The sequence below is a fragment of the Rhodococcus sp. JS3073 genome, from assembly GCF_026810085.1.
Taxonomy (GTDB): Bacteria; Actinomycetota; Actinomycetes; order Mycobacteriales; family Mycobacteriaceae; genus Rhodococcus_F; species Rhodococcus_F wratislaviensis.
The window spans coordinates 4,654,815-4,681,618 of sequence record NZ_CP113951.1; the positions used below are offsets into that span (position 1 = coordinate 4,654,815).

22 protein-coding genes are annotated in these 26,804 nt (G+C 66.6%); 15 read left to right on the forward strand and 7 right to left on the reverse strand.

What is annotated here, in order from left to right; translation table 11 throughout:
• Positions 1 to 14: 14 nt before the first annotated feature.
• On the forward strand, positions 15 to 1,370 hold the full coding sequence (locus OYT95_RS21065) for an MFS transporter (protein WP_128642275.1): 1,356 nt from the start codon (positions 15 to 17) through the stop codon (positions 1,368 to 1,370).
• Positions 1,371 to 1,409: 39 nt separating this feature from the next.
• On the opposite strand, the gene OYT95_RS21070 is transcribed toward OYT95_RS21065, so the two are convergent.
• Positions 1,410 to 1,883: an Lrp/AsnC family transcriptional regulator gene (locus OYT95_RS21070; RefSeq protein ID WP_128640697.1), complete on the reverse strand. Its 474-nt coding sequence runs from the start codon at positions 1,881 to 1,883 to the stop codon at positions 1,410 to 1,412.
• A gap of 169 nt (positions 1,884 to 2,052) precedes the next feature.
• Here OYT95_RS21070 and pdhA point away from each other — a divergent pair, with 169 nt between their 5' ends.
• The 9 genes from pdhA (at position 2,053) to OYT95_RS21115 (ending at position 17,127) form a co-directional block, all read left to right on the forward strand.
• Complete coding sequence (gene pdhA, locus OYT95_RS21075; RefSeq protein ID WP_128640698.1) at positions 2,053 to 3,138, forward strand: pyruvate dehydrogenase (acetyl-transferring) E1 component subunit alpha; 1,086 nt, start codon at positions 2,053 to 2,055, stop codon at positions 3,136 to 3,138.
• Complete coding sequence (locus tag OYT95_RS21080; protein WP_112299827.1) at positions 3,135 to 4,136, forward strand: alpha-ketoacid dehydrogenase subunit beta; 1,002 nt, start codon at positions 3,135 to 3,137, stop codon at positions 4,134 to 4,136. Before pdhA ends, OYT95_RS21080 begins: the two co-directional genes overlap by 4 nt.
• Before the next feature lie 15 nt (positions 4,137 to 4,151).
• Entirely contained in the window at positions 4,152 to 5,423 is a 1,272-nt protein-coding gene (locus OYT95_RS21085) for a dihydrolipoamide acetyltransferase family protein (RefSeq protein ID WP_268788924.1), read from the forward strand.
• 61 nt (positions 5,424 to 5,484) lie between these two features.
• Entirely contained in the window at positions 5,485 to 6,861 is a 1,377-nt protein-coding gene (gene lpdA / locus OYT95_RS21090; protein ID WP_268788925.1) for a dihydrolipoyl dehydrogenase, read from the forward strand.
• 69 nt (positions 6,862 to 6,930) lie between these two features.
• Positions 6,931 to 7,896: a sugar phosphate isomerase/epimerase family protein gene (locus OYT95_RS21095; protein ID WP_268788926.1), complete on the forward strand. Its 966-nt coding sequence runs from the start codon at positions 6,931 to 6,933 to the stop codon at positions 7,894 to 7,896.
• 586 nt (positions 7,897 to 8,482) lie between these two features.
• The gene (locus tag OYT95_RS21100) at positions 8,483 to 11,770 is read left to right on the forward strand and encodes a protein kinase domain-containing protein (protein WP_268788927.1); all 3,288 of its coding nucleotides are present in this window, start codon (positions 8,483 to 8,485) and stop codon (positions 11,768 to 11,770) included.
• 154 nt (positions 11,771 to 11,924) lie between these two features.
• Positions 11,925 to 12,236: a hypothetical protein gene (locus OYT95_RS21105; protein WP_268788928.1), complete on the forward strand. Its 312-nt coding sequence runs from the start codon at positions 11,925 to 11,927 to the stop codon at positions 12,234 to 12,236.
• Between the two features lie 122 nt (positions 12,237 to 12,358).
• The gene (locus OYT95_RS21110; RefSeq protein WP_112299833.1) at positions 12,359 to 13,546 is read left to right on the forward strand and encodes an epoxide hydrolase family protein; all 1,188 of its coding nucleotides are present in this window, start codon (positions 12,359 to 12,361) and stop codon (positions 13,544 to 13,546) included.
• Positions 13,547 to 13,887: 341 nt separating this feature from the next.
• The gene (locus OYT95_RS21115; RefSeq protein WP_268788929.1) at positions 13,888 to 17,127 is read left to right on the forward strand and encodes a protein kinase domain-containing protein; all 3,240 of its coding nucleotides are present in this window, start codon (positions 13,888 to 13,890) and stop codon (positions 17,125 to 17,127) included.
• Between the two features lie 316 nt (positions 17,128 to 17,443).
• Here the strand turns inward: OYT95_RS21115 and OYT95_RS21120 are convergent, their stop codons facing one another.
• Positions 17,444 to 18,124, reverse strand: coding sequence for a GntR family transcriptional regulator (locus OYT95_RS21120; protein WP_268788930.1), 681 nt, complete (start codon positions 18,122 to 18,124; stop codon positions 17,444 to 17,446).
• Between the two features lie 128 nt (positions 18,125 to 18,252).
• Here OYT95_RS21120 and OYT95_RS21125 point away from each other — a divergent pair, with 128 nt between their 5' ends.
• From OYT95_RS21125 to OYT95_RS21135, 3 genes are all read left to right on the forward strand, one after another.
• Positions 18,253 to 19,953: an L-lactate permease gene (locus OYT95_RS21125; RefSeq protein WP_268788933.1), complete on the forward strand. Its 1,701-nt coding sequence runs from the start codon at positions 18,253 to 18,255 to the stop codon at positions 19,951 to 19,953.
• A complete protein-coding gene (locus tag OYT95_RS21130) occupies positions 19,950 to 21,320 on the forward strand; it encodes an FAD-binding oxidoreductase (protein ID WP_268788934.1) in 1,371 nt (456 codons plus the stop codon). Before OYT95_RS21125 ends, OYT95_RS21130 begins: the two co-directional genes overlap by 4 nt.
• Before the next feature lie 92 nt (positions 21,321 to 21,412).
• Positions 21,413 to 21,895, forward strand: a complete 483-nt coding sequence (locus OYT95_RS21135) for a nuclear transport factor 2 family protein (RefSeq protein WP_268788935.1) — start codon at positions 21,413 to 21,415, stop codon at positions 21,893 to 21,895.
• Positions 21,896 to 21,909: 14 nt separating this feature from the next.
• Here OYT95_RS21135 and OYT95_RS21140 read toward each other — a convergent pair whose 3' ends face one another.
• From OYT95_RS21140 to OYT95_RS44450, 5 genes are all read right to left on the reverse strand, one after another.
• The gene (locus OYT95_RS21140; protein WP_128640719.1) at positions 21,910 to 22,317 is read right to left on the reverse strand and encodes a hypothetical protein; all 408 of its coding nucleotides are present in this window, start codon (positions 22,315 to 22,317) and stop codon (positions 21,910 to 21,912) included.
• Positions 22,318 to 22,366: 49 nt separating this feature from the next.
• The gene (locus tag OYT95_RS21145) at positions 22,367 to 22,774 is read right to left on the reverse strand and encodes an arsenate reductase ArsC (protein WP_268788936.1); all 408 of its coding nucleotides are present in this window, start codon (positions 22,772 to 22,774) and stop codon (positions 22,367 to 22,369) included.
• Positions 22,771 to 23,865: an ACR3 family arsenite efflux transporter gene (gene arsB / locus OYT95_RS21150; RefSeq protein ID WP_268788937.1), complete on the reverse strand. Its 1,095-nt coding sequence runs from the start codon at positions 23,863 to 23,865 to the stop codon at positions 22,771 to 22,773. Before arsB ends, OYT95_RS21145 begins: the two co-directional genes overlap by 4 nt.
• Positions 23,862 to 24,248 carry an ArsR/SmtB family transcription factor gene (locus OYT95_RS21155; protein ID WP_268788938.1) on the reverse strand — a complete coding sequence of 129 codons (387 nt, stop codon included), beginning with the start codon at positions 24,246 to 24,248 and terminating at the stop codon, positions 23,862 to 23,864. The genes arsB and OYT95_RS21155 overlap by 4 nt, the downstream gene beginning before the upstream one ends.
• A gap of 69 nt (positions 24,249 to 24,317) precedes the next feature.
• Positions 24,318 to 24,650, reverse strand: coding sequence for a hypothetical protein (locus tag OYT95_RS44450; RefSeq protein ID WP_112299852.1), 333 nt, complete (start codon positions 24,648 to 24,650; stop codon positions 24,318 to 24,320).
• Between the two features lie 325 nt (positions 24,651 to 24,975).
• On the opposite strand from OYT95_RS44450, the gene OYT95_RS21165 reads away from it, so the two are divergent.
• Positions 24,976 to 26,253 (forward strand): APC family permease, encoded by a 1,278-nt coding sequence (locus OYT95_RS21165; protein ID WP_268788940.1) that lies wholly within the window; start codon positions 24,976 to 24,978, stop codon positions 26,251 to 26,253.
• Positions 26,254 to 26,333: 80 nt separating this feature from the next.
• A complete protein-coding gene (locus tag OYT95_RS21170) occupies positions 26,334 to 26,801 on the forward strand; it encodes a SixA phosphatase family protein (protein WP_128640721.1) in 468 nt (155 codons plus the stop codon).
• Positions 26,802 to 26,804: the final 3 nt, after the last annotated feature.

Below are 26,804 nucleotides of genomic sequence, written 5' to 3' on the forward strand. Positions count from 1 at the left end.
AAGCCGAGTCATTCATGTCGTCTGTACTGCAGAAACCCGAGATCGAGGCGAGGGTGGTCCGGAAGGTCGCTCGGCGGCTGATTCCGTTCCTCGGCCTGGCCTACTTCGTCAACTACCTCGACCGCACGAATATCGGGCTGGCGAAGCTGACCATGAGCGAGGAACTCGGGCTCACCGAGACCATGTTCGGTCTGGCCTCCGGGCTCTTCTTCATCGGGTATCTCCTGTTCGAGGTGCCGAGCAATCTCGCGCTGCACAGGTTCGGGGCACGCCGGTGGATCGCCAGGATCATGCTCACGTGGGGAATCATCGCGGCGGCGATGGCCTTCGTGCCCAATGCCGGCTCGCTGTACACGCTGCGGATGCTGCTCGGTATCGCCGAGGCGGGATTCTTTCCCGGCGTCCTGCTGTACCTCACGCTGTGGTTTCCCCGTGCCTATCGGGTCCGGCTGATGGGTCTGTTCCTTCTCGCGCTCCCCGTCTCGTCGGCGCTCGGGGCCCCGCTGTCGAGCGCCATCATTCAATACTGGGACGGGCTGTTCGGATTGTCCGGCTGGCGTGTCATGTTCCTGCTCGAAGGGATCCCCGCCGTCGTGCTCGCGGTGGTCACCTGGTTCTACCTGACGGACCGGCCCTCGCAGGCCACATGGTTGGACGAGGACGAAAAGGTGTGGCTCACTCGCGAACTCGAATCCGAGGCATCCGAATCCGGTTCCCATATCAGCGGGTCGGTGCGCCGGGCGCTGACAGATTCCCGCGTGTGGATGCTGGGGCTCGTCTACTTCGGAATCACCTACGGGTTGTACTCGCTCAGCTTCTTCCTGCCCAGCATCGTCGCCGGTTTCAAGAAGACGTTCGACACCGACTTCTCGCTGTTCACCACCGGGTTGATCGTTGCGGTCCCGTTCGCGGTCGGTGCCGTCGCAATGGTGTTGTGGAGCAGGCACTCCGACCGGACCGGTGAGCGGATCTGGCACGTCGCCGTCCCCACCCTGATCGGAGCCGTCTCCATTCCGGTGGCCCTGTACATGCAGTCGCCGCTCACGACGATGATCGCGGTCACCGTCAATGCGGTCGGTGTGTTCTGCGCCCTGCCGGTGTTCTGGTACCTGCCCAGCACGTTCCTGACCGGCGCGGGTGCCGCCGCAGGTATCGCCGTCGTCAACTCCGTGGGCAACATGAGCGGTTTCGGCGCCCCGTACGTCACGGGGTGGCTGTTCGACGCCACCGGGAACTCACGCGCAGGCCTGTGGGTCGTCGGGGCGGTCATGCTCGTCGCCGTGGTGCTGGTTCTCGTGCTCAGATCGCGGGTAAGTCCCACTCGCAGCGACGAAGACATCAGCGGGAGTGTTGTCGCCGCGAGCCGGTGAACTCGCGAAGGCGCGGCCCAACTGTGGGCCGCGCCTTCATCATTGCTCCTCGGCGATCCGCTCCAGCAGTGGACGGGTTCGGTACGGGATGGCGTCGCGCATCGCGACGGACACCGTGGTGCGCTCGATCCCGGGCACGGCGAGGATGAGACCGGCGACCCGGTACAGATCGTCTGCATCGACTGCGACCACGCCGATGTGCAGGTCCGCCGCACCGGAGATGCCGACGACCTCGACGACCTCGGCGATGTCCCGCAGGTGTTCGATGACATTCTCGAGGCGGTGCTGGTCGACCACCGCGGTGACGAACGCCTGCAGGGGGTATCCCAGGTCGCGGGGTGACACGCAGCGGTCGACGGGTGCGAGCACGCGGTGCTCTTCCCAGCGAGACATCCTTGCTTGCACGGTATTCCGTGCCATTCCCAGTAGGGACGCCAATTGCACCCCGGTGGCGCGAGGCGCGTCGCACAGGGCGAGCAGCAGTCGGGCGTCGGTCCGATCGAGTTTCGTCATGTAGCGCAGTATTCCAGAGATCGTAGCTCGATAGTTGAGCATTCTGCTCATTTTGGCAGACACCACTTGCGCATGATGAATCCTGATGATTGTGTGAATGCAACATTCTGACCGAAGCGGTCACCCGCGGGCGGCCGGCTCTCCCGTGACATCTCTTTCGGAGGTTTTCGTGTTCGACAATGACGATGTAGTGCAGCTGGTCACCGAAGCCGGTGCGCGAGTGGGTCATCCGGACTACTCCCGGTTCGTCGACGATGTCGACATACCGGCGGTGCGCGCGCTGTACGAAGATCTGGTCGTGGTGCGGCGGATCGACGCGGAGGCGACCGCGCTGCAGCGTCAGGGCGAACTGGGTCTGTGGGCTCCGCTGCTGGGCCAGGAAGCGGCGCAGGTCGGGTCGGCGCGCGCCCTCGCTCCGGACGACTTCGTCTTCGCCAGCTACCGCGAACACGGGGTTGCGTACTGCCGCGACGTCGATCCCACCCACATGCTCAGGTTCTGGCGAGGGTCGACGCACTCGGGCTGGAACCCGTTCGAATACAACATGACGACCCCCGCGATCATCGTCGGCGCGCAGGCGCTGCACGCCACCGGGTATGCGATGGGCATGCAGTTCGACGGCTCCGACGGCGCCGCGATCACCTACTTCGGCGACGGCGCCACCAGTCAGGGCGATATCTCCGAGGCCTTCGGGTTCGCCGCGAGCTTCAACGCGCCCGTGGTGTTCTTCTGCCAGAACAACCAGTGGGCGATCTCCGAACCGGTCAGTCTGCAATCGCGGGTGAGTATCGCCGCGCGGGGCCGGGGCTTCGGTGTTCCCAGCGTGCGCGTCGACGGCAACGACGTCCTCGCCGTGATCGCCGTGACCCGGGCCGCGCTCGAACGGGCACGGGAAGGCAGCGGACCCACCCTGATCGAGGCGGTCACCTACCGGATGGGCCCGCACACCACGTCCGACGACCCGTCCCGGTACCGGCCGGCCGCGCTCGACGAGGAATGGAAACGCAAGGATCCCCTCGACCGCATCCGCGCCCTTCTCGACTCGGCAGGCGCGATCGACGACGACTACCTCGCCGCCGTGCAGCAGCGCGCCGACGACACCGCAGCGGCGTTGCGCCGCGGCTGCCTCGAGACCGTCGAACCCGAGCCGATGTCCTTGTTCGACAACGTGTACGCCGAACCCCATCCCCTCGTCGACGAAGAGCGGCGCCAGTTCGCCGCCTACCTCGACAGTTTCGAAGGAACCGACGCATGAGCACAGCGATCTCCGCGGCCGTCCCGACCACGCTCCCGCTCGGCAAGGCGCTGAACGCCGGCCTGCGCCGCGCCCTCGAGAACGACCCGAAGGTCGTGCTCATGGGAGAGGACATCGGCAAACTCGGCGGCGTCTTCCGCATCACCGATGGACTGCAGAAGGACTTCGGTCCCAACCGTGTCATCGACACCCCGCTCGCTGAATCCGGGATCATCGGCACCGCAGTCGGTCTCGCGATGCGCGGATACCGGCCGGTGTGCGAGATCCAGTTCGACGGGTTCATCTACCCCGGCTTCGACCAGATCGTCTCGCAGGTCGCCAAACTGCACTACCGCACCAGCGGCAACGTGAAGATGCCGATCACCATCCGCGTCCCGTACGGCGGCGGGATCGGCGCGATCGAGCATCACTCCGAGTCGCCGGAGGGGTACTTCGCCGCGACCGCGGGTCTTCGCGTGGTGACCTGCAGCAATGCCGCCGATGCGCAGACAATGATTCAGCAGGCCATCGCGTCCGATGATCCGGTGCTGTTCTTCGAACCCAAGCGCCGCTACTGGGAAAAGGGGCAGATCGACCCGGCTGCCGAGGCGAGCCCACTGCACAAGGCCCGGGTGGTCGCCCCGGGCACCGACGCCACCGTCGTCGCGTACGGACCGCTCGTGACGACGGCACTCCAAGCCGCGAAAGTCGCTGCGGGCGAAGGACGATCGATCGAGGTGATCGATCTGCGGTCCCTCTCCCCGCTCGACGTCGACACCGTCGCCGCGTCCGTGCAGCGCACCGGACGCTTGGTCGTCACGCACGAGGCACCCGTGTTCCTCGGGATCGGTGCCGAAATCGCTGCCCGCATCAGCGAGCGCTGCTTCTATCACCTCGAAGCGCCGGTGGCCCGCGTCGGCGGCTTCACCGTCCCGTATCCGCCGGCGAAACTCGAAGAGCACTTCCTGCCGGACGTCGACCGCATCCTCGACGCCGTCGACCGCACCTTCACAGCGTAGGACCAGGAGTTTCCCATGCCCACTGTCAAGACATTCCTGCTGCCCGACCTCGGCGAGGGCCTCACCGACGCCGAACTGCTGACCTGGCTGGTGAAGGTCGGCGACACCGTGACGCTCAACCAGATCATCGCCGAGGTCGAGACGGCGAAGGCCTCCGTGGAGTTGCCCTCGCCCTACGCCGGAACGGTCGTCGCGTTGCGCGCCGAGGAAGGGACGACCGTCGACGTCGGCAGCCCGTTCATCGACGTCGCCGTCGCCGGCGAGGACCCGGCGAACGCACCCGAGCCGAGCGCGCCCGCAGCCCCGGCCGAGCGGACGCCGGTCCTGGTCGGCTACGGCGTGGCCGAGGACTCGTCCAGCCGACGCCGGCAGCGGCGTCCGGTGGCGGAAACCGGGATCACAGCTGCCCCGGCTCCGTTGCGGCCGTTGGCCTCTCCGCCAGTGCGCTTCGCCGCGAAACAACACGGAGTCGACCTCACCGAAGTGGACGCAACCGGGGTGCGCGGTGAAGTCACCAGGGACGACCTCGAGCGCCACCGCACCGCCACCCCGGTGACGACGTCGCCGGTTGCCGTCCCGCCGGACGCCGACGAGGAACGCATCCCGATCAAGGGCGTCCGCAAACACACTGCCGCAGCGATGGTCCGCAGCGCATTCACCGCCCCGCACGTCACCGAGTTCGTCACGATGGACGTCACCTCGACGCTCGACCTACTGGATCAGCTGCGCGAAACGAAACACTTCACCGACGTGCGGCTGACCCCACTGACGTTGGTGGCCAAGGCGTTACTCGTGGCGCTGCGCACCAACCCGACCCTGAATTCGTCCTGGGACGAGGATGCCCAGGAGATCGTCCTCAAACGCGCCGTGAATCTCGGCATCGCGGCCGCAACCCCGCGCGGGCTGATGGTGCCGAACATCAAGAACGCCCACACCCTCGGTCTGCGCGACCTCGCGATCGCCCTGTCGGACCTGACGACCACGGCGAAGGAGGGCAAGACCGGGCCCGCAGATCTGGCCGACGGCACGATCACGATCACCAATGTCGGTGTCTTCGGTATCGACGCGGGCACCCCCATCCTCAACCCCGGCGAGGCGGCGATCCTGTGCTTCGGGGCGATCCGCAGGCAGCCGTGGGAATACCAGGGAGAGATCGCGTTGCGGTCGGTCACCACGCTGAGCCTGTCGTTCGACCATCGACTGGTCGACGGCGAGAAGGGATCGAAATTCCTCGCGGCCATCGGGCAGATCCTGTCGGACCCGTTGACCCTGATCGCACTGAGCTGAAACCAGTCCACTCGACCTTTGCTGCACGTCCCATGGCGTGCCCGACCGAGGGAGTTCTCCCATGTCCGACCAACCGGACGTCCTGATTCTCGGCGGTGGATCCGGCGGGTACGCCTGCGCCTTCCGCGCCGCGCAACTGGGCAAGACCGTCACCCTGATCGAAGAGGACAAGGTCGGCGGCACCTGCCTGCACCGAGGGTGCATCCCCACCAAGGCGCTCGTGCACGCCGCGGAGGTCGCCGACACCGTCACGCACGCGTCGGCCCTCGGGATCGGTGCGACGCTGGACGGGATCGACCTCGGTGGTGTCCACGCCTACAAGAACGCGACAGTCGAACGCCTCTACAAGGGTCTGCAGGGGCTGGTTCGCAGCCACAAGATCGAGGTGGTGCACGGCACCGGCCGCTACGGCGGGGGCCGCACCGTCCACGTGGGCGACCGCACGATCACCGGCGCCTCGCTGGTCCTGGCGACCGGGTCGCAGGTCCGGAGCCTGCCCGGACTCGAGATCGGCGGCCGAATCCTCACGAGCGACGAAGCACTGACGTTTCCCGAGCTCCCGAAGCGCGTCGTCGTACTCGGCGGCGGCGTGATCGGGGTCGAGTTCGCCAGTATCTGGGCATCATTGGGCGCGGCCGTCACGATCGTCGAAGCGCTGCCCCGGCTCGTCGCCGCCGAGGACGAGTGGTCCTCGAAGCAACTCACCCGGGCCCTCCGCAAACGCGGCATCACCATCATGACCGGCACCCGATTCGCGAAAGCGGTCCAGGACGAGAGCACGGTCAGCGTCACCGTGGAGTCGGGCGACACGATGGAGGCGGACCTGCTCCTCGTCGCGGTCGGCCGCGGACCCCGGACCGCAGGCATCGGACTCACCGAGAACTCCGTCGCACTCGACTCCCGCGGTTTCGTCACGGTCGACGACTCGCTGCGCACCTCACAGCCGGACGTGTACGCGGTCGGTGACATCGTCGCCGGACCACAACTCGCGCATCGCGGCTTCCAGCAGGGCATCTTCGTCGCGGAAACAATCGCAGGCCTGAGCCCGACCTCGATCGAGGACAGCGGCATCCCCCGGGTGACGTACTCCAACCCCGAGGTCGCGTCGGTCGGGCTCACCGAAGACCAGGCCCGCGAGCGGCACGGAGACGTCGCCACCGTCGTCTACGACCTCGCAGGCAACGGCAAGAGTCAGATCCTCGGAACCAGCGGCGGCGTCAAACTGGTGCGGGCCGGAGCGACGGAGGGACCGGTCGTCGGTATCCACATGGTCGGGGAACGCGTGGGCGAACTGATCGGCGAGGCCCAACTGATCGTCAACTGGGGTGCCTACCCCGACGAGGTCGCCACCCTCGTGCACGCGCACCCCACCCAGGCCGAAGCGCTCGGCGAGGCACACCTCGCTCTCGCGGGAACACCACTGCACAGTCACAGCTGAGAATGTCTTGACAAATAGGAGGACTAGAACGTACTAGTTGTAGGACGCCGAGTGTGAGGAAGAACAGGTATGGAAATAGGACTGATCACCGACTCGGTCAGCCATCTGCCCTTCGAGACAGCACTCGACCTCGCGCAGGAACACGGATTGAACTCGGTCGAGGTCGCAACGGGAAACTGGTCGGAGGCGCCGCACGCCGACCTCGACGCACTCGTCTCGTCCGCGGACGCCCGCGCCGAGTTCGCCGAGAAGATCTCCACCCGGGGTCTGACACTGAGCGCCCTGAACGCCAACGGCAACCAACTGCATCCGGTCTCGGGAAAGGCGCACGACGCCGTCATCCGCAAGACCGTCGAACTCGCGAGCGCACTCGACGTCCCGACCGTCGTCCTCATGTCCGGACTGCCGGGCGCGAAGGGTGACACGAACCCCAACTGGATCACCACGGCGTGGCCGCCGGAGAACCTCGACGTCCTCGCCTACCAGTGGAACGAGGTCGCAATCCCCTACTGGAAGGAACTCGCCGCCTTCGCCCGGGACCACAACGTCAAGCTCGCCGTCGAAGCGTGCGGAGGCCAACTCGTGCACAGCGCTTCGGCGATGCTCCGGCTGATCGACAGCGTGGGCGCCGACGTGGTGGGCGCGAACCTGGACCCGTCCCACCTGATGTGGATGGGCGCCGACATCCCCACCGTCATTCGCGCCCTCGGAACGTCGATCTTCCACGTGCACGCGAAGGACATTCGCATCAACGCCTGGACCGCGCAGCGCGACGGACTCCTCGACACCGGGCCCCTGACCGATCCGCTGGGGCGGGCCTGGAACTACGTCACCCTCGGTCTCGGCCACCCGGACGGCGCCACGTTCTGGGCGGATTTCGTCTACAACCTTCGCGCGGTCGGATACGACGGCACCCTCAACATCGAGCACGAGGACGCACTCGTCAATTCCCTCGAAGGCGTCGGCCGGGCGGCGAACCTCCTGAAGCAGGTCGCCCTCGTCGAGGCGCCCGACTGGAGTCCGGCGAAAATCTGACGCCCCTGACCGTATCCGGTAGTGCCGAAATGTTCCACTTCTGTTGTCGGCGAAGTTGTTACACATGGTTCGGGCGGCACTCGCCCCATCGCCAGCACAGCGTGCCTCGTCCTGACAGCACCGCGCGCGATGCACGAGGAGCCGCCCGCGGCCGAGGAAGAGGGGGGCGTCCCCGGCCACGAGCGGCGGACGGCCTCCCAGCCGAGGGGGACCGGTCAGGGGGCCTGGCTGCCACTCGGGGCCGTCGAGCCCGGGGCAGCGTGGATGCCGGGTACCCGCCGACGTGCGGGGCTACTCGCTTCGGGCAGGAAAAGTTTCGCCCGAGTGACCCCGCCGGACGCGCACGAGAGCGCGAGGCCCCGGGAACGAGTGCGCGGGTGTTTAGTTGCGCGTAACACGAACTTTGCGGGTGGCGATGCAGTCGGCGTTCCCCGAAGTCGGAGGCTTCGTCGCCCCTTGAAGGGAATCCCGAGAGAACCCCGCCCCGAGTGGGCGTAGTCGGCGATATCCTTGGTACATCCTCGAGAGGCCAGCAGTGGTGTATTTCCTTCGACAGTGGCTCGGGCCGTAAGAATCGATGTAGTCGATGACTGACATCGATCCCTTCGCGACGCAACGCGACGCGTCGGGTTCGGTGACGGCCGACCTGGCGGCTGCCGGATTCGAGGACGCTCGAGAGATCGGGCGCGGTGGTTTCGGCGTCGTCTACCGCTGTACCCAGGCGGCGCTCGACCGCACCGTGGCAATCAAGGTCCTCACCGCAGACCTCGACGAGCAGAACCGGGAACGATTCGTGCGCGAGCAGCGCGCGGCGGGCAGGCTGACCGGGCACCCCAATGTCGTCAATGTGCTCCATGTGGGTGTCACCAATAACGGTCGGCCGTACATCGTCATGCCGTATCACGCCCAGGACTCACTCGACGCGCGGATTCGGCGCCACGGACCGCTCCCGCTCGACGAAGCGCTGCGGCTCGGGGTGAAAATGGCCGGTGCCCTCGAGACCGCCCACCGCCTCGGGATCCTGCACCGCGACGTCAAGCCCGGGAACATCTTGCTCACCGACTACGGGGAGCCGGCACTGTCAGATTTCGGCATAGCCCGTATCGCCGGCGGGTTCGAAACCACCGCCGGCGTCGTGACGGGTTCGCCGGCGTTCACCGCCCCCGAGGTGGTGACCGGCGAACCCCCGAGTGCTGCTGCCGACGTGTACGGCCTCGGTGCCACGTTGTTCGCTGCGGTGACCGGTCACGCTGCCTTCGAACGCCGCAGCGGGGAGCAGGTGGTTGCCCAGTTCCTGAGGATCGCCGCCGAGCCTGGTCCGGACCCACGGAAGCACGGTGTCCCCGAGGACGTCAGCACGATCATCGAACGTGCCATGTCAGGCACCCCGGAGGGCCGTCCCTCCGCCACGGAACTCGGTCAGCAACTCCGAGCATCTCAACGCCTCCATGGTTTTCCCGTCGTCGAGATGGCACTGCACGCCGAGGCGGGAACGGTGCAGCCAAAGGAGAACGTGATGGTGCCGCCGCCTCACCAACTCGTCTCCCATGCGCACGAATTCTTTCGCGAGGTGACAAGTTTCGTCGGACGCCGCAATGAAGTAGCCGCCGTCAAGGCACGTCTGTCGGATTCCCGGATAGTGACCCTCACCGGATTTGGTGGGGTAGGGAAAACCCGGCTGGCGTGCCGCGTCGCCTCGGAAGTTCGCAGAACCTACACCGGCGGCGTCTGGTTTGTGGATCTCGCCGCGATCTCCACCCCAGACCTTGTCGTCAGCGCGATTACCGAGGCGCTCGACATTCGAGACGGAATGAATGCGGACGGTAGTCACTTCCTGTTCGAATTCCTCGGTGGAAGACATGCACTCATCGTCTTGGACAACTGCGAGCACCTGATCGATGCGAGCGGAAGCGTCGCCGCCGAGATTGTTCGGCGGTCGGACCGCGTGGAGATCCTGGCAACGAGTCGGGAGCCTCTCGGTGTGCTGGGTGAGACGGTGTTCGAGGTACCCCCCATGCCGGTCCCCGACGAAGCTGAACTCGCCGACGGACAGAACGCCAAGAGCTTTCATTCCGAGGCGGTCGACCTTTTCGAGCAACGCGCTGCCTCCGTAGTCCCCGGATACACCCTCGACGACGTGAGCCGCCTGGAGGTTGCACGCCTGTGCCAGCGGCTGGACGGCATCCCTCTGGCGATCGAACTCGCAGCGGTCCGGATCAGGTCCCTTCCCCTCGACCGCGTCCTGTCGCGCGAGGGAGCACTGTTCGAAATTCTGACCCGAGGAAACCGTGGCGGGCCGGTGCGCCATCAAACGCTGCGTGGCGCCATCGATTGGAGCTTCAATCTATGCTCGCCGGAGGAGCAAGTTTTGTGGGCGCGGCTGTCCGTCTTCGCGGGCGGCTTCGACTTCGATGCGGTCGAGAGCGTCTGCACAGATCCGGAAATGGTTCCGGACGCTCTCGAGATAATCTCCAGTCTTGTCGAAAAATCGGTCATTTCCACGGTCCAATCCGGATCGACAGTTCGATACAAACTGCTGGAAAGCATCAAGGACTACGCGGCCGAGAAACTTGCCGAGCAAGGCGACGAGGACACGTGGCGCAGGAATCATCGAGACTATTTCCTGCGTTTGTCCGAACGCAGCGAGAGCCAGTCACTGGGGTCAGGGCAGCTGGTATGGAACCGTCGACTGCGGCACGAGCGGGCGAATCTGCGGTCGGCGCTGGAGTACTGCCTGTCCACGCCCGGGGAGGCCCGAACGGGTCTCCGGATGGCGGGTGCGCTGTGGTTCTTCTGGAACGCGAGTGGTCTGCTGCGCGACGGGCGGTACTGGCTGTCCCGGGCCTTGGAGGCAGACCGGGAGGCGAGCAGCGAGAGGGCGAAAGCGCTCTGGGTGATCGCGTGGAACGCCATGGTTCAGGGCGACAACCCGACCTCCAAACAGTATTTGCTGGAATGCAGCGCCGTCGCGGAAGCGATCGGTGATCGAGCCGCCCAGGCGTTTGCAGTTCAGTTCCGGGGTGCGGCGGAGATGCTCGGAAACGGAAATCTCGACGTCGCACTGGAGTACCTGACTGCAGGCATGGCACTTCACGCCGAGTCAGGAGAAGTCAATTCTCTGACACTGCTGGGCGGCGCTCAGCTCGCTTTAGTGCACTGCCTGTCCGGAAACCTGGAACAATCCCTTGCCTGGGCGGACGAAACCATCGCCGCAGGTAAGTCGCTGAAGGAGCACTTCTCGACGTCATGGGCGCTGTGGGCCCGCGGACTTGCCCTCTGGACCCAGCGCAAGTACCCGGACGCTTCGGACTCGTTGAAAGAAGCGCTCGAACTGAAGCAGTCATTGAGTGACTGGTTGGGCGTGAGTACATGCACCGAGATTCTGGCGTGGATCGCGATCGAGGAAGCAAACCCCGTCCGATCCGCCCGCCTGCTCGGTATCGGGCGCACACTGTGCGGCGAGATGGGGAGCTCTCCACTCTTCGGAAACGACACGTTGATCCGCACGCGGACTCGTTACGAACAACGCACCCGTCAGCTGCTGGGTGACGCCGCATTCGAGAAAGAATCCCGGGCCGGTGAACGTCTCGAACACCTCGCGTCGATTGAATTCGCGTTGCACAAGCGCACGTCCGAGCCAGCGGCGCCGGCCACTCCTTCAGCGAAGGTGAAACTCACACCTCGTGAGAAAGAAGTGGGAAAGCTGGTGGCCCAGGGACTCACCAACAAGGAGATCGCGGAAAAGTTGGTCATCTCGCCCCGCACCGCAGAAGGACACGTAGATCGGATCCTCACGAAGACCGGACATCGATCCCGCGCGCAGCTTGCCGCCTGGATCGCCCGCCAGGAGAGCATCGAGTCCCGAAATCCGTAATTCGGGCAGTGCCACCCGATGCGTTGGGTGCTGACCGGGCTGAAGTCATCGAAGGCTTCGCTGGTCCCCGCAGGTACCTGCGTAGGAAACGCGGGTAGTGAAGCACGTAGATCTTCGCCGTTCCACTCGCCCAGCAATTGCGAGTCTTATCGGCATGAACAGCACACACCCCCACCAAGCCAAGGCACACACCACCGGCAGCTCCTGGAAGCGGTTCGCCACCGTCGGAGTCGCCGCCGCCGCAGTCGGCATCATCCCCGCCGGCGTCTCGGCCGCATCCACCAGCACACCGGCGCCCATCCCCCTCGCGGCCGTCGTCAGCCACGACATCCCCCGCGATCACGACAACCCCATGCAGCAGCAGCGCCGGCACGACCGTCAACGCGAGCAGAGGCAGGACCGCCGCGCCGAACTCACCATCGGCAACGAGATCCTCGACGGCTGGATCAGCAGCAACCCAAGGTAGACGGTCGCACCGTCGAAGGCTCCCCGAGGGCCGAACCAACGTCATCGCTCCCTGGTCCCGCCAGGGTCACCAATGCAACGAAACCCCTTCTCGACCAACACCAACACAGCAAGGAAACCTCCATGTCTTTCACAACCGACGTCACCATCCGGCCGTTCACAGTCGAGTTCCCCGAAACCGAACTCGAGGCGCTGCGTGAGCGCATCGAGGCCACCCGCTGGCCCGAAACGGAAACCGTCGCCGATCAGTCGCAGGGCACACCGCTCGCGACGAGCAAGGCACTGGCGCAGTACTGGGCCTCGGAATACGACTGGCGCAAGGTCGAGGCGAAGCTGAATGCTCTGCCGCAGTACATCACCGAGATCGACGGGTTGGACATCCATTTCATTCACGTCCGCTCGAAGCACGAGGATGCGTTGCCGCTCATCGTCACACATGGGTGGCCCGGTTCGATCGTCGAGCAACTGAAGATCATCGACCCCCTGACCAATCCCACCGCCCACGGTGGCGACGCATCGGATGCTTTCCATCTGGTGATTCCGTCGATGCCCGGCTACGGCTTCTCGGGAAAGCCCACGACGACCGGCTGGGGCCCCGACCGCATCGCACGTGCCTGGGTGGAGCTGATGAAACGCCTCGGGTACAACCGCTACGTGGCACAGGGCGGCGATTGGGGTGCGATCGTGACAGAGGCGATGGCGGTGCAGGCACCGCCGGAACTGCTCGGCATTCACACCAACATGGCTAAGGTGGTTCCACCCGAGATCGACCAGGCGCTCCTCACCGGGCATCCCGTGCCATCCGATCTGTCCGACGACGAACAGGCTGCGTGCGACCAGCTGGCATTCTTCTATCAGCACATCGGCTACGCCGTGGAGATGGGGTCACGCCCGGAGACACTGATCGGATTGGCGGATTCACCCGTCGGTCTGGCGGCCTTCATGATCGACCACGACCCGGCGAGTTTGGCGCTGATCTCTCGGGTCTTCGCGGGACAGCCCGAAGGCTTGACGCGAGACGATGTACTCGACAACATCACCCTGTTCTGGCTGACGAACACGGCGTTGTCAGCTGCTCGTCTCTACTGGGAGAACAAGGCCCCGTTCTTCGCCGCCGGTAGCGTCTCCATCCCGGTTGCCGTGAGCGTCTTTCCCGACGAGCTCTATCAGGCACCGCGCAGCTGGGCAGAGAAGGCCTACCCCAACCTCATCCACTTCAACAAGCTCGACAAGGGCGGGCACTTCGCCGCCTGGGAGCAGCCCCAGCATTTGGTGGACGAGGTTCGCGTGGGCTTGCGGTCGCTGCGATAACGACCGAAGTGGGACGTGCGCCGGCGCACGATCTGAGGGCGACCGGGCGGCTCATTCCGAGCCACCCGGTTCGCCTTCGGCTGTGCAGCCAACTCCGTGTTCACCCTTCTCGTCGACTTCGCCGCGGTGCGGCGCGGCGGTCCACTGTCGTGGCTGGATAGAGGAGTGGAGCCGCTGGGCGCACGGATCGGGAGGTTGGAAAGCTGGTGGTTGGTCCGAAGCTTGCTGCGATCTTCGGCGCCGGGCCGGGTCGTGCGGCGATATCCTGGGGTACATCGTCGAGAGGTGAGCAGTGTGGCATTCGTCGGCAATGCCTCGAGCGGGATGAATCGATGTAGTCGATGACGGACGTCGATCCGTTCGCGACGCAACGCGACGTGTCCGGTTCGGTCACGGCGGAGTTGGCGGCGGCCGGATTCGAGGACGCCGAGGAGATCGGCCGCGGCGGATTCGGGGTCGTGTACCGGTGCACCCAGGCTGCGCTCGATCGCACCGTGGCGGTCAAGGTCCTCACTGCCGACCTCGACGAGGAGAACCGGGCACGGTTCCTGCGAGAACAGCATGCGGCGGGCCGGTTGACGGGTCACCCCAACATCGTCACTGTTCTCCACGCCGGTGTCACCGCGAACGGTCGGCCCTTCATCGTGATGCCGTACCACGCTCAGGGTTCTCTCGACGAGCGGATCCGGCGTCACGGACCGCTCCCGCCCGACGAAGCGCTGCGACTCGGGGTGAAGATGGGCGGCGCCCTCGAGACGGCGCACCGCCTCGGGATCCTTCATCGCGACGTCAAGCCAGGGAACATCCTGATCACCGACTACGGCGAGCCGGCGCTGACGGATTTCGGTATCGCCCACATCGCCGGCGGGTTCGAAACCGCGTCCGGCATCGTGACGGGTTCGCCGGCGTTCACCGCCCCCGAGGTGGTGGCCGGCGAGCCCCCGACTCCTGCCGCCGACGTCTACGGGCTCGGCGCCACCCTGTTCGCTGCGTTCACCGGTCATGCGGCCTTCGAACGACGCAGCGGTGAGCAACTGATGGCACAGTTCGTGCGAATCACGGCCGAGCCGGTTCCGGACCCGCGCGTGCACGGCATTTCCGAGGACGTCAGCGCGATCGTCGAACGTGCCATGTCTGCCGAACCCGGGGTCCGGCCCTCCGCCGTGGAACTGGGTCGGCAACTCCGTGAGTCCCAACGTCATCACGGGTTCCCGGTCGACGAGATGGCCATGCATGCGGAACCGGCCGCGGTGCAGGGCGGAGCCTCGGTCCGGCACTCCTGGTCACCGGCGGATTCGGGCCGAACGGGTGGACTTCCGCTGGAGCTGACCAGCTTCGTCGATCGCCGCACGGAGCTGGCCGAGGCGACGAACTTGTTGTCGACGGCCCGGCTGGTGACGTTGACCGGAATCGGCGGGGTGGGCAAGACCCGGCTTGCTCTGCGTGCCGCCACCAAAGCGCAACGGAACTTCTCCGACGGTGTGACACTGGTGGAACTGGCTGAGCTGTTCGATGATTCGCTACTGGCGGGGGTAGTGGCGGCCGGACTGGGATTGCGCGACCAGTCGGCGTGCTCCCTACATGAGGTGCTCGTCGAGTTCCTTGCCCCGCGTGAGCTGTTGCTCGTGCTGGACAACTGTGAGCAGGTGGTGGCCGCTGCGGCGAGGCTCGCAGAAACCCTGCTACGCGCGTGCCCTCGGTTGCGGATTCTCGCGACGAGTCGCGAACCGCTCGGGATCGGCGGGGAATCCACGCTCCTGATCCCCCCACTGCCCGTCCCGGATCCCGATCACCTGCCGAAAGGGCTGCCCCGCAACGATGCGGTCACCCTGTTCGCGGAGCGGGGCGCCGCCGCCGTCCCGGGATTCGAGCTCACCGAGGACAACAAGGTCACCATCGCCCGAATATGTCAGCGGCTGGACGGGTTGCCGCTACCGATCGAGCTGGCAGCCGCCCGACTTCGCGCGATGACGCCCGACCAGATCCTGCAACGCCTCACCGACCGCTACCTGCTGCTCACTCGTGGCAGCAGGGACGCGCCGTCGCGGCAACAGACGTTGAGGATGTGCATCGACTGGAGTTACGACCTGTGTACCCCTGCGGAACAACGGATGTGGGCGCAGCTGTCGGTGTTCGCGGGCAGTTTCGAACTCGAGGCTGCGGAACAGGTCTGCGGCAGTGACGATGCCGAGGACCTTCTCGACACGGTGACGTTCCTCGTCGACAAGTCGATTCTGACGCGGGAAGAGTCGGGTACCGCGGTGCGGTTCCGGATGCTCGAGACCGTCCGCGCCTACGGGCGGGAAAAGGCGCAGGAGAGTGGCGACTACACCGAGCTTCGCCGTCGGCACCGTGACTGGTGCGAGCGGTTGGCCGTCGAGGCGGAATCCGAATGGATCAGTTCCCGGCAGCTCGAGTTGATCGCCCGTCTGGGCCGGGAACAACCGAATATCCGCGAGGCGCTGGATTTCTGCGTGTCCGACAGTCCCGAGTCCGGACTTCGGATCGCAGCCGCCATGTACCCGTTCTGGCTGTCCCGGGGTTTGTTCAGAGAGGGACGGCGCTGGCTCGGCCGCCTCCTGCCCGGGCAGCCGGCCGAGCCCTCGGTCGATCGCGCCAAGGCGCTCTACGCCGGCAGCGTGCTGGCCGGCGTGCAGGGGGACATACCGGTATCGGACACACTGGCCGAAGAGGCGCAGGCGGTCGCCGCACAGACGACCGATCCGCTGGTCCGCGCGCACGCCGAACACGCGGTCGGATACGCGGCACTGTTCGCGGGGCGCCTTCCCGACGCGCGCGTACACCTCGAGGAGGCCGTCCAGGGGTTCGCGGCACGCAACGACCTCCACGAGGTCGCCGCCGTCGTGGGGCTCGGCATGACGCACGACCTCTTGAACGACACCGAACGAGCCATCGAATGCCATCAGCGCGTCCTCGCGATCACCGAGGCGCACGGCGAATCGGTGTATCGGTCGTATTCGTTGTGGGCGCTGGCCGTTGCGGTGTGGCGGCTCGGGGACAGAGCACGGGCGGTCCGGCTCCTCGGGCAGGCGCTCCAGATCGACCGCCGGGTGAACGACCGACTCAGTGCCAGCGTGTGCCTGCGGTCACTCGCGTGGATCGCCGCCGAGGAGCGGAACATGGAGCGATCGGTCGTATTGTTGGGCGCCGCAGACGAGTTCACGCGGTCGGTGGGCAGTTCGACGGTCCTGGTGCCCGGCCTGAGCGTGTACCAGGACGAGTGCGAACGCCGAACGCGAGAGGCGATGAGTGAGCAGGCTTTCGCCGCGGCCCACAGAAAGGGTGCGGCGTTCGGTTTCGACGCAGCCGTCGCCTACGCACTGGGCGAGCAGGTTTCGCCCTTACCGACATCCGGCGGTGCGTCGCCCACGCCGACGAAGCGGGAGCGTGAGGTTGCGGCACTCGTCGCCGAGGGGCTGACCAACAAGGAGATCGCCGCTCGGCTGGTGATCTCGCCCCGCACGGCACAGGGGCACGTGGAACATCTCCTGACGAAGCTGGGGTTCAATTCACGTGCACAGATCGCGGCGTGGGTCGTGGAATCGCAGAGTGAGGGGTGATCAGGGCGTCCGGGCCACGGAGCACGTGGACGCCTTGGGTTACCGTGGCCGCGATGCTCTTCACCGTTGCGGCGTGCGGGCAATCCCGGAGCGACTCCGCCGTCGACGGTGCCCCGTTGGGGACACCGACAGTCACCGCCACGGTGAATGTCGGTGAGGACCACTGCTCGATGCGACGGTCGACCCGTCCACCGGCACCGCATACGTCACCAGCAGTCGCGACGACTTGCTGTCGATGATCGGTGTCGGTGATCGAGCGGTAGCGGAGTCGGCTCCCCACGCGGTCAGGTTCGGAGCACCGCCGCCTGGGATGCGCTCACGGTTCGGTCAGCTCGGCCTCGGGGCCGGGAATGCCACCGAGGGCCGCGGCCAGGCGTTCCCGCGCCCGGCTGAGGTGGCTGGTGAGTATCTCCGCGGCCGCGTCCCCGTCGCCGGCTGCGATGGCATCGAGTATCTGCTGATGCTCGGCGGCGATGCTCTGGTTTGTCAGTAGATGCTTGCCCTGAACCTGGACCATGCACAGCCGCACTTCGGACACCAGCGCCCGGAAGGCGCGGCTGGTCCGTGGGCTGCCCATCGCGGTGACCAGTGCCGTGTGGAACCGCATGTCCGGTTCGACGATCGCGAGCGGGGTGGTGTCGGTCATCGCCGAGATCTCCGCATTGGCGTCCACGGCCTCGTCGGGAACGATGCGGGTCTTCGACAGTTCGCGCAGCACGGCGGCTTCGAGATGTTCGCGGGTTCGGTAGATGTCGCGGACGTCATCGGGCCCGAGGTTCGGCACGCGTGCGGTCTTGTGGGTGCTGCGCTGCAGCAATCCCTCGCCCACCAGCTTCTCGATGGCCGCTTTCGCGGTCGGCCGGGCCACTTCGTAGCTGCGGGCAACCTCGGCCTCGGTCAGCGCGTCGTCGTGGGTGAGTTCGCCGGAAAACAGTCGTTGACGCAGCTCCAAAGCCAGCGCGTCGACGATCGAGAGCGCCGAGACCCGTCCCGCCATGTCGATCTCCTCCACTCGTGGATGAACTACCCGATCTTCCCACAACGACGCACATGCGTTCTTGACAGTCGTGAGTACTTGTCTGACAATCTGTGAGCGGAGTGGCGGCAATCACAGAGGAGATCTCGATGTATCAACAGACACTGGACCCGATCGGAGGGTCGCTGGGATGGTCGGCAGTCATCGCGGCGGTGCCGCTCCTGGCGATGTTCGTGATGCTGGGAGTGTTCCGGTGGAAAGCGCACCGGGCAGCCCTGATCGCACTCGCCCTCGCGGTCTGCGCGGCGATCGTCGGCTGGCAGATGCCCATCGGACAGGCGGCGAGTGCTACCGCGGAAGGCGCTTTCTACGGGCTGTTTCCGATTCTCTGGATCCTCGTCAACGCCCTCTTCGTCTACAAGCTGACCGTCGTCAGTGGCTGGTTCGAGGAACTGGGCCGGGTGATTCGGTCGATCTCCGATGACCAGCGCATTCTGGCCATCCTGATCGCCTTCTGCTTCGGTGCTCTCCTCGAGTCACTGGCCGGCTTCGGCGCTCCCGTCGCGATCTCGGCGGCGATGTTGCTGGCTGCGGGCATGAAACCGCTCAAAGCCGCGTGCACCTCGCTCCTCGCGAACACGGCGCCGGTCGCGTTCGGCGCGCTCGGTGCGCCGATCCTGGCGCTCGCCGGGGTGACCGGGTTGCCGCTCGACGACCTGTCCGCCATGGCGGGACGTCAGACCCCGTTCATCGCCGCCATCATCCCGCTGGTGATGGTCTTCCTGGTCGACGGCCGCCGCGGCGTCCGCCAGACGTGGCCGGTCGCGCTGGTCGCCGGACTCGTCTTCGGGTTCGCACAGTTTCTCACGGCCAACTACTTCACGGTCGAGTTGACGGACGTGGTCGCAGCAATCGTCACCGTGATCGCCGTGCTCGGCATGCTGAAATTCTGGAGTCCCGCCGAGACCTTGGCGGCCACCCCCGACGTGCCGGCACGCGACGGCGGCCGGGCCCCCGTGGGCGCCGGTATCGGGGTCGGCATCACGACGGGATCGGGAGCCGACACGACGGCACCCACGTCACCCGGTCGTTTCGACCACTACGGGCGCGGGCGCCGCGCCGTCTATGCGCTCGCCCCCTACGTGACGATCATTGCGATCTTCTCCCTCGCTCAGGTGCCGGTCGTGAAGTCCTGGCTCGCCGACGTCGGCACCGTCGCCTTCGCGTGGCCCGGACTCGACATTGTCGATCCGGACGGAAACGCTGTCGGTGCACAGACGTTCAAGCTCGACCATCTGCGGGCGACGGGCACACTTCTGCTCTTGTCGGCGGTCGTGACCACTGTGATCTACGGCATCGGGATCCGGGAGGCGCTCCGCGCGTACTGGGACACTCTCGTGCAACTGCGGTGGACCATCGTCACCGTGACTGCGGTCCTGGCGCTGGCGTTCGTGATGAACCTGTCCGGTCAGACGGGCAGTCTCGGAATGGCGCTGGCCTCCACCGGCGGGTTGTTCGCGATCCTGTCCCCCGTGATCGGGTGGATCGGCGTCGCCATCACCGGTTCCGACACGTCGTCCAACTCGTTGTTCGGCGTCATGCAGATGACCGCGGCACAGCAGGCCGGGCTCGATCCGGTGCTGATGGCGTCCGCCAACTCCTCGGCAGGCGTGCTCGGCAAGATGCTGTCGCCGCAGAACCTTTCGGTGGCCGTCGCAGCGGTGGGACTTCCCGGCAGTGAGGGGGCCATTCTGCGCAAACTCGTCGGGTGGAGCCTGGGACTGCTCGTGTTCCTCACGATCATCATCTACCTGCAATCGACCCCCGTACTCGGATGGATGGTTCCATGAGTCTCGACGTACTGACCCCCGTCTCCGAACTGACAGCCGCCCTCGGCGACGCCGTCGTCACCGAACCCGACCTGATGCTCGCCTACCGGCGCGACCAATCGCTGCTGACCGCGGCGGGAATGCCGCTCGCGCTGGTCCGTGCACGCGACACGGACGATGTCGTGGCAGCACTGAAAATTGCTCACCGGCACGGTGTTCCGGTCGTCACCCGCGGCGCCGGCACCGGTCTCGCCGGAGCCGCGAACGCACTCGACGGGTGCATCGTGTTGAGCATGGAGAAGATGAACGCCGTCCTCGACATCGATCCGGCCGCACGGACCGCAACTGTGCAGCCCGGCGTGATCAACGGCGACCTGGCGGCGGCGGCCGCCGAGCACGGGCTCTGGTATGTGCCGGACCCGGGCAGCCGGGCCATCTCGAGCATCGGCGGCAACCTCGCAACCAACGCGGGGGGCACCTGCTGCGCCAAGTACGGCGTCACCGCCGATCACGTGGCCCGCATCAAGGCGGTGCTCGCGGACGGGCGGATCATCCACACGGGCGCGGCGACGCGCAAAAACGTTGCAGGGCTGAACCTTACGCAACTTCTCGTCGGGTCCGAGGGAACCCTCGCGGTGATCGTGGAAGCGACCATGCGGTTGCGGGCGGCGCCCACCGCCGCCGCGACGGTGGTCGCCAGCTTCCCCGAGACCGCGCAGGCCATCGACGCGGTGCTCGCGATCCGGCAGGTCGCCGAACCGTGTCTGGCGGAACTGATGGACCGCACGACCATCGCCGCCGTCAACGACATGACGCACATGGGCCTCGACGAGTCCGCCGGGGCGCTCCTGCTGATCCAATGCGATGGACGGGATTCCACCGCCGAAGCCCGGATCTGCGCGCAGGCCTGTGCCGACGCCGGCGCCACCGAGGTGTACGACACCGACGACCCGGTGGAGGGCGAAGCGTTCATGCAGGCGCGCCGTGTGGCGCTGACCGCGTTGGAGCGGCGGGGCTCCACACTGCTCGACGACCTGTCCGTCCCGGTGCACCGGCTACCCGAGATGCTGCAGGCCATCGAGGGCATTGCGACGCGCTACGAGCTGACGATCGGCACGTTCGGCCATGCCGCGGACGGCAACCTGCACCCGACCATCGTGTTCGACGCGTCCGACAGCGAGCAGTCCGCACGGGCGCTGCAGTCGTTCGACGAGATGGTGGTCGAGTGCCTGGCTCTGGGCGGATCGATCAGCGGCGAGCACGGAATCGGAGTGCTCAAGGAGCCGTACATGGAGGCGATGGTGGGTGCCACCGAACGTGAGCTGATGGCCCGGGTCAAGGAGGCATTCGACCCGACGGGAATCCTGAATCCGGGGAGGGGCCTGTAGTACGGGGCGGGGCTCCGTAGTTTTCGGCCGCGGGCGGCGCGTCGTGTGTCACTGTTGTGAGAGACCGAAACCCGCGGCCACCTGGAGTCGGTATGAACGTCGGTGCGACACGAAATGCGATCGGCGTCGTCGTTGTGGTGCTGGTGTTCGGTGGACTGGCCGGATGCGGCGGCGACACGAGTGAGACGGCGTCGGCGTCGATGTCGCCGACCGCATCGGTCAGCGCCACCGAGGAACAGGACGCGGTTCTCGCTCAGGAAGCGAGGTGGCTGACGGCCATCACCGCCGGCGACCGTGACACGATCGAATCGATCCTGAGCCCCGATTTCAAGCACATCACGAGTGAGGGAACACTGCTCGGTCGTGACGAGGAGATCGCGAGCATCGTTCCGGTGACGTTCACGATGAATGCCACCGAGCAGTCCGTCGACATCGTCGGCGACACCGCCGTGATCCATGGCGTCAACACCCTCACCGAGTCGGGCAATGTGCTGGCCCGTGAACGCTTCACCGACGTGTTCGTCAAGCAGAACGGCACGTGGATGGCACTGTCGGCGCAGGAGACCGCGATCTGACCGTCATCCGGGTGTCAGGGAACGAAGAACGTGCCGAAGCCCGGTGTCCCGATCGCCTGCGGGTCGACGAATGCGACGACCTGACCCGAGCCCGGACGAATGGTGACGGGTTGAGCATCCAGCGTCGGGAACGATGCGGAACCGGACGCACCCGTGCCGAGACTCACCCAGTGGACGACCGCGGAGTGCGGGTTTCCGTCCCCCGGCGTGCGGCGTACGTGCAACACGGCGACGCCCGGTTGGTCGCCGACGGTCGCGGCAAGGTGGGGCGTGGGCAGTTCGACGAGCGGGATGACGGGGTCGACCTGGAACGGCACCGTGCTCGGCGCGGCCGCCGCCGTTCCTGACGCGAGGAAGCCGGAGATCGCGACGGTCGCAAGGACCGTGGCGCCGACCCGTCCGGCGACGTTGAGTGTGGTCATACGGATCGACCCTAGTCACTCGACCGGCGGCTCGGTGCCGGTTCGCATCTCAGGCGCTGGCGGGGACCAGCTCGGCGATCAGGGCTTCGACTCGCGTCTTGATCTCGTCGCGGATCGGACGAACCGCGTCGACGCCCTTGCCTGCCGGATCGTCGAGTGCCCAGTCCCGGTAGCTGACCCCGGGGAAGACGGGGCAGGCGTCGCCGCAGCCCATGGTGATGACCACGTCGGAGGTGTCGACGGCGTCGGGGGTGAGGATCTTCGGGGTTTGGTCGGAGATGTCGATCCCGACCTCGGCCATGGCCTCCACGGCGGCAGCGTTGATGGTCTCGGCCGGCGCGGACCCGGCGGAGCGGACCTCGATTGCGTCACCGGCGAGGTGGGAGAGGAATCCGGCGGCAATCTGGGAGCGGCCGGCGTTGTGGACGCAGACGAACAACACGCTGGGCGTGGTCATGGGAGCGAACCTTTCGTGGCGGACGCGTGGAACCGGGAACGCAGCGCGAGCGACACGTAGACCAGTCCGACGAGGACGGGGACCTCGATCAGCGGTCCGACGACACCGGCCAGGGCCTGCCCGGAGGTGGCGCCGTAGGTGGCGATGGCCACGGCGATGGCGAGTTCGAAGTTGTTGCCCGCGGCGGTGAACGCCAGGGTGGTGGTGCGCTCGTAACCCAGACCCATCGCCGCGCCGAGGGCGTAGCCGCCGCCCCACATGATCGCGAAATACGCCAGCAGGGGGATCGCGATCCGGACGACGTCCCACGGCTGGGAGGTGATCTGGTCACCCTGCAGGGCGAAGAGAATCACGATCGTGAACAGCAACCCGTACAGCGCCCAGGGCCCGATCCTCGGGAGGAAGTTGCTCTCGTACCAGGTGCGGCCCTTGGCCTTCTCACCGAACCGGCGGGTCAGGTAGCCGGCGAGCAACGGGATGCCCAGGAAGATGAGCACCGACTTCGCGATCTGCCACGGCGACGTGTCGATGGTGGTCTGCTCGAGGCCGAGCCACCCGGGCAGCACGGACAGGTAGAACCAGCCGAGCACCGCGAACATGATCACCTGGAACACCGAATTGATCGCGACCAGCACGGCGGCGGCCTCCCGGTCGCCGCAGGCGAGGTCGTTCCAGATGATGACCATGGCGATGCAGCGGGCCAGGCCGACGATGATCAGACCGGTGCGATACTCCGGCAGATCCGGCAGCAGCAGCCAGGCCAGGGCGAACATCAGTGCCGGACCGAGCACCCAGTTCAGTACCAACGAGCCGATGAGCAACCTGCGGTCGCCGGTGACGGCGTCGAGTCGGTCGTAGCGAACCTTGGCGAGCACCGGGTACATCATGATCAGCAGGCCGAGGGCGATCGGCAACGAGATGCCGTCGATCTCGACGGCGCTCAGGGCGTCCCCGAGCCCGGGAATCATCCGGCCGAGGAGCAGTCCGCCGACCATGGCGACGCCGATCCACACCGGCAGGAACCGGTCGAGGGTGGAGAGTTTGCCGACGACGGCGGGGTGCCCGGTAGTGGTTGTGGTTGCCCCGCTCATGCCTGCGCCTCGGCGCACGCGGGGGACGGCACGGCGGGGCCGCTCTCGGTCAGCAGTACAGCGGACAGCTGCTGCAGCGCCGACGGGATCACCCAGTAATACACCCAGGTGCCGCGACGCTCGCAGTCGAGCAGGCCGGCGGCGCGGAGCACTTTCAGGTGGTGCGAGATCGTCGGCTGCGACAGGTCGAACGACTCGGAGATGTCGCAGACGCAGGCTTCACCGCCGGCGTGGCTGGCGATCAGGCTCAGCAGGCGCAGGCGCACCGGATCGCCGAGGGCCTTGAACATCCGGGCCAGATCCCCGGCCCAGTCCTCGGTGAGTGGTTCACGCGCGAGCGGCGAGCAACACGCACCACCGTCCGACAACTCCTGATTCGACATGCGTCGATATTGACAGATGTCGAATCAGGGTGCAACGCAGCGGACGGACGGGGCGCGGATCAGGCCGTACTACTCGGCACGTCCGGACGGGAAGTGCACCGACCCGTCATTTCCGATGCAACCACCCTGAACCGGGCCGCTGCCGAAGAAGACGCCGTTCAGTTGCCCGCTTCCTCCGGGAGGGTTCGATCCGACTCCCGCGCCCCCGACGCCGATCGCCCCGCACTGGTAACTGTTGTTGTCCATGGGGGTATTGGGGTCGTTGTGAACGTGGAGTTGTGTGCCAGGTGTGTTCGGGTCTCCATGAAATGCCGGTGCCGCCGCTGCGACGCCTGAACCGAGCGCAAAAAAGGCGGCGATCGCAGCCGACGTAACCGCCGTGCGCAATGCGAACGTGTTCATCTGATGTCACCTTTGATTCGATTGTCGCCCGGCTTCTCACCGGTCGATGATTCTCGGGTTGGAAATGATTTCGGTGTATCCGTTTTCCCGATGAAACAATTATGGTCCGACCCGTTGGCGGAAATCACCCCCTTCGGGCGGTTATCGGTGTTTCGAGTGCGATGCCCGCACCTGCCGCGCCCCGACCGTCGCAACCCTGGCCGTGGCCGGCGATCCGGTCGGCGTGCCGAAACTGCTTGGTCCCGAAGGGTTCACGTGTGGGTCCCCGGCGAACGCTAGCGTTGGACTGCCCGACATCCGCACGTCCGAAGGGAAACTGCCACGCATGGCCGGTGACGAGGTTTCGGAAGGCAACGACGTGCACCCGCCCGCGAGGCCACAGTTGCGCCGCCGGTTGGGGGTGTTCGACTCGGTGATGATCGGCCTCGGGTCGATGATCGGGGCGGGGATCTTCGCCGCGCTGGGGCCTGCCGCGTCCGCCGCCGGTGGCGCCCTGCTCGTGGGGTTGGCAGTGGCCGCGGTGATCGCGTACTGCAATGCCGATTCCTCGGCTCGGCTCGCCGCGCTGTACCCGCAATCCGGTGGCACCTATGTCTACGGTCGTGAACGCCTGGGACCGTTCTTCGGGTATATCGCGGGCTGGGGATTCGTGGTCGGCAAGACCGCCTCGTGTGCCGCGATGGCCCTGACCGTCGGCGCCTACGCCTGGCCCGGCCGCGAGCACGTCGTCGCGGTCGTCGCCGTTGCCGCCATCACGGCGGTGAACTACCTGGGCGTGCAGAAGTCCGCGCTGGTCACCCGGGGCATCGTGTTCGCGGTACTCGCCGTCCTCGCAGTGGTCGTCGTCGTGTGCCTGACCGGTTCCGACACCGGCTTCGACGGGCTCGCGATCACCTCCGGGCACGGCGTGGCCGGAGTCCTCCAGGCCGCCGGCCTCCTGTTCTTCGCGTTCGCCGGGTACGCCCGGATCGCCACGCTCGGCGAGGAGGTGAAGGACCCGGCCCGGACCATCTCCCGGGCGATCCCCATCGCCCTGGCGATCACACTTGTCGTGTACCTGTGCGTCGCGATCGCCGTACTGAACGCCCTCGGCGCCGACGCACTCGCTGCAGCGACGGATCCACTCGCGCAGGCCGTCGCCGCCGTGGGTTTCGGGGCCCTCGAATCGGCGGTCCGGGTCGCCGCGGTGATCGCGGCGCTCGGCTCGCTGCTGGCCCTGATCCTCGGGGTCTCGCGGACCACGTTCGCGATGGCACGGGACGGCCACCTGCCACGTCTGCTCGGCGCCGTCCACCCCCGGTTCGCGGTGCCCTATCGGGCGGAGCTGGCGGTCGGTGCGGTGGTGGCGATTCTCGCCGCGGCAGCGGATCTGCGCGGCGTCATCGGGTTCTCCTCGTTCGCGGTGCTGGTCTACTACCTGATCGCCAACGCGTCGGCCTGGACCTTGTCCGCGAAACCGTGGCCGCGGCTGGTGGCCGTCGTCGGCGCCGCCGGATGTCTCGTTCTCGCCGCGTTCCTTCCTCGTGCCTCGGTGATCTCGGGTGTGATCGTCCTCGGTGTCGGGGCCGTGATCTACGGGATCCGCTCGTCCCGCCGCACCTGACCGTCGAGAAGCCGTGGTGGCCAATTGTCGTCTCGCGTGGGAGTCTTCAACGACTATCCCTACGCCGGGAGAAGGTGAGAATGTTCGTCCTGGTCCGGCACGCCCATGCAGGCGAGAAGAAGAAATGGGACGGCCCCGACGCCGACCGTCCACTGAGCCCGCTCGGGCACGACCAGGCCCACGGCCTTGTCGCAGCGCTGCGCGGCATCGAGATCGCGACACTGTTCTCGAGTCCCACCACCCGCTGCCGCCAGACCCTTCTGCCGCTCGCCGAGGCGGTCGGTCTGCGCGTCGCCGATCACCCACTGCTGGCACCGGACGCACCGCCCGACGAACTGTTCGCCCTATTACACGGACCCGAAGCCGACGGGGCAGCCTTCTGCACCCACGGGGAGATCCTCAACGCGCTGGCCGAGTTCGCGCGGTCCCGAGGCGCACCGGACGCCCCGCCCTCGGGGGCGACCGCGAAAGGGGGCGTGTGGTTCGTCGATTGCGGTGCGGGTCCGCCCCCGACGCTGCGGTACCTCGCGCCGATTCCGGCCGGCTGACCC

Coding starts and splice junctions, on each gene's coding strand:
- OYT95_RS21155 (WP_268788938.1), bottom strand. CDS start 24,248: ATGTCGAATCAGGAGTTGTCGGACGGTGGTGCGTGTTGCTCGCCGCTC.
- OYT95_RS21065 (WP_128642275.1), top strand. CDS start 15: ATGTCGTCTGTACTGCAGAAACCCGAGATCGAGGCGAGGGTGGTCCGG.
- OYT95_RS21105 (WP_268788928.1), top strand. CDS start 11,925: ATGAACAGCACACACCCCCACCAAGCCAAGGCACACACCACCGGCAGC.
- OYT95_RS21080 (WP_112299827.1), top strand. CDS start 3,135: ATGAGCACAGCGATCTCCGCGGCCGTCCCGACCACGCTCCCGCTCGGC.
- OYT95_RS21140 (WP_128640719.1), bottom strand. CDS start 22,317: ATGACCACACTCAACGTCGCCGGACGGGTCGGCGCCACGGTCCTTGCG.
- OYT95_RS21125 (WP_268788933.1), top strand. CDS start 18,253: ATGTATCAACAGACACTGGACCCGATCGGAGGGTCGCTGGGATGGTCG.
- OYT95_RS21130 (WP_268788934.1), top strand. CDS start 19,950: ATGAGTCTCGACGTACTGACCCCCGTCTCCGAACTGACAGCCGCCCTC.
- arsB (WP_268788937.1), bottom strand. CDS start 23,865: ATGAGCGGGGCAACCACAACCACTACCGGGCACCCCGCCGTCGTCGGC.
- OYT95_RS21115 (WP_268788929.1), top strand. CDS start 13,888: ATGACGGACGTCGATCCGTTCGCGACGCAACGCGACGTGTCCGGTTCG.
- OYT95_RS21110 (WP_112299833.1), top strand. CDS start 12,359: ATGTCTTTCACAACCGACGTCACCATCCGGCCGTTCACAGTCGAGTTC.
- OYT95_RS21170 (WP_128640721.1), top strand. CDS start 26,334: ATGTTCGTCCTGGTCCGGCACGCCCATGCAGGCGAGAAGAAGAAATGG.
- OYT95_RS21165 (WP_268788940.1), top strand. CDS start 24,976: ATGGCCGGTGACGAGGTTTCGGAAGGCAACGACGTGCACCCGCCCGCG.
- OYT95_RS21095 (WP_268788926.1), top strand. CDS start 6,931: ATGGAAATAGGACTGATCACCGACTCGGTCAGCCATCTGCCCTTCGAG.
- OYT95_RS21070 (WP_128640697.1), bottom strand. CDS start 1,883: ATGACGAAACTCGATCGGACCGACGCCCGACTGCTGCTCGCCCTGTGC.
- lpdA (WP_268788925.1), top strand. CDS start 5,485: ATGTCCGACCAACCGGACGTCCTGATTCTCGGCGGTGGATCCGGCGGG.
- OYT95_RS44450 (WP_112299852.1), bottom strand. CDS start 24,650: ATGAACACGTTCGCATTGCGCACGGCGGTTACGTCGGCTGCGATCGCC.
- OYT95_RS21135 (WP_268788935.1), top strand. CDS start 21,413: ATGAACGTCGGTGCGACACGAAATGCGATCGGCGTCGTCGTTGTGGTG.
- OYT95_RS21085 (WP_268788924.1), top strand. CDS start 4,152: ATGCCCACTGTCAAGACATTCCTGCTGCCCGACCTCGGCGAGGGCCTC.
- OYT95_RS21100 (WP_268788927.1), top strand. CDS start 8,483: ATGACTGACATCGATCCCTTCGCGACGCAACGCGACGCGTCGGGTTCG.
- OYT95_RS21145 (WP_268788936.1), bottom strand. CDS start 22,774: ATGACCACGCCCAGCGTGTTGTTCGTCTGCGTCCACAACGCCGGCCGC.
- OYT95_RS21120 (WP_268788930.1), bottom strand. CDS start 18,124: ATGGCGGGACGGGTCTCGGCGCTCTCGATCGTCGACGCGCTGGCTTTG.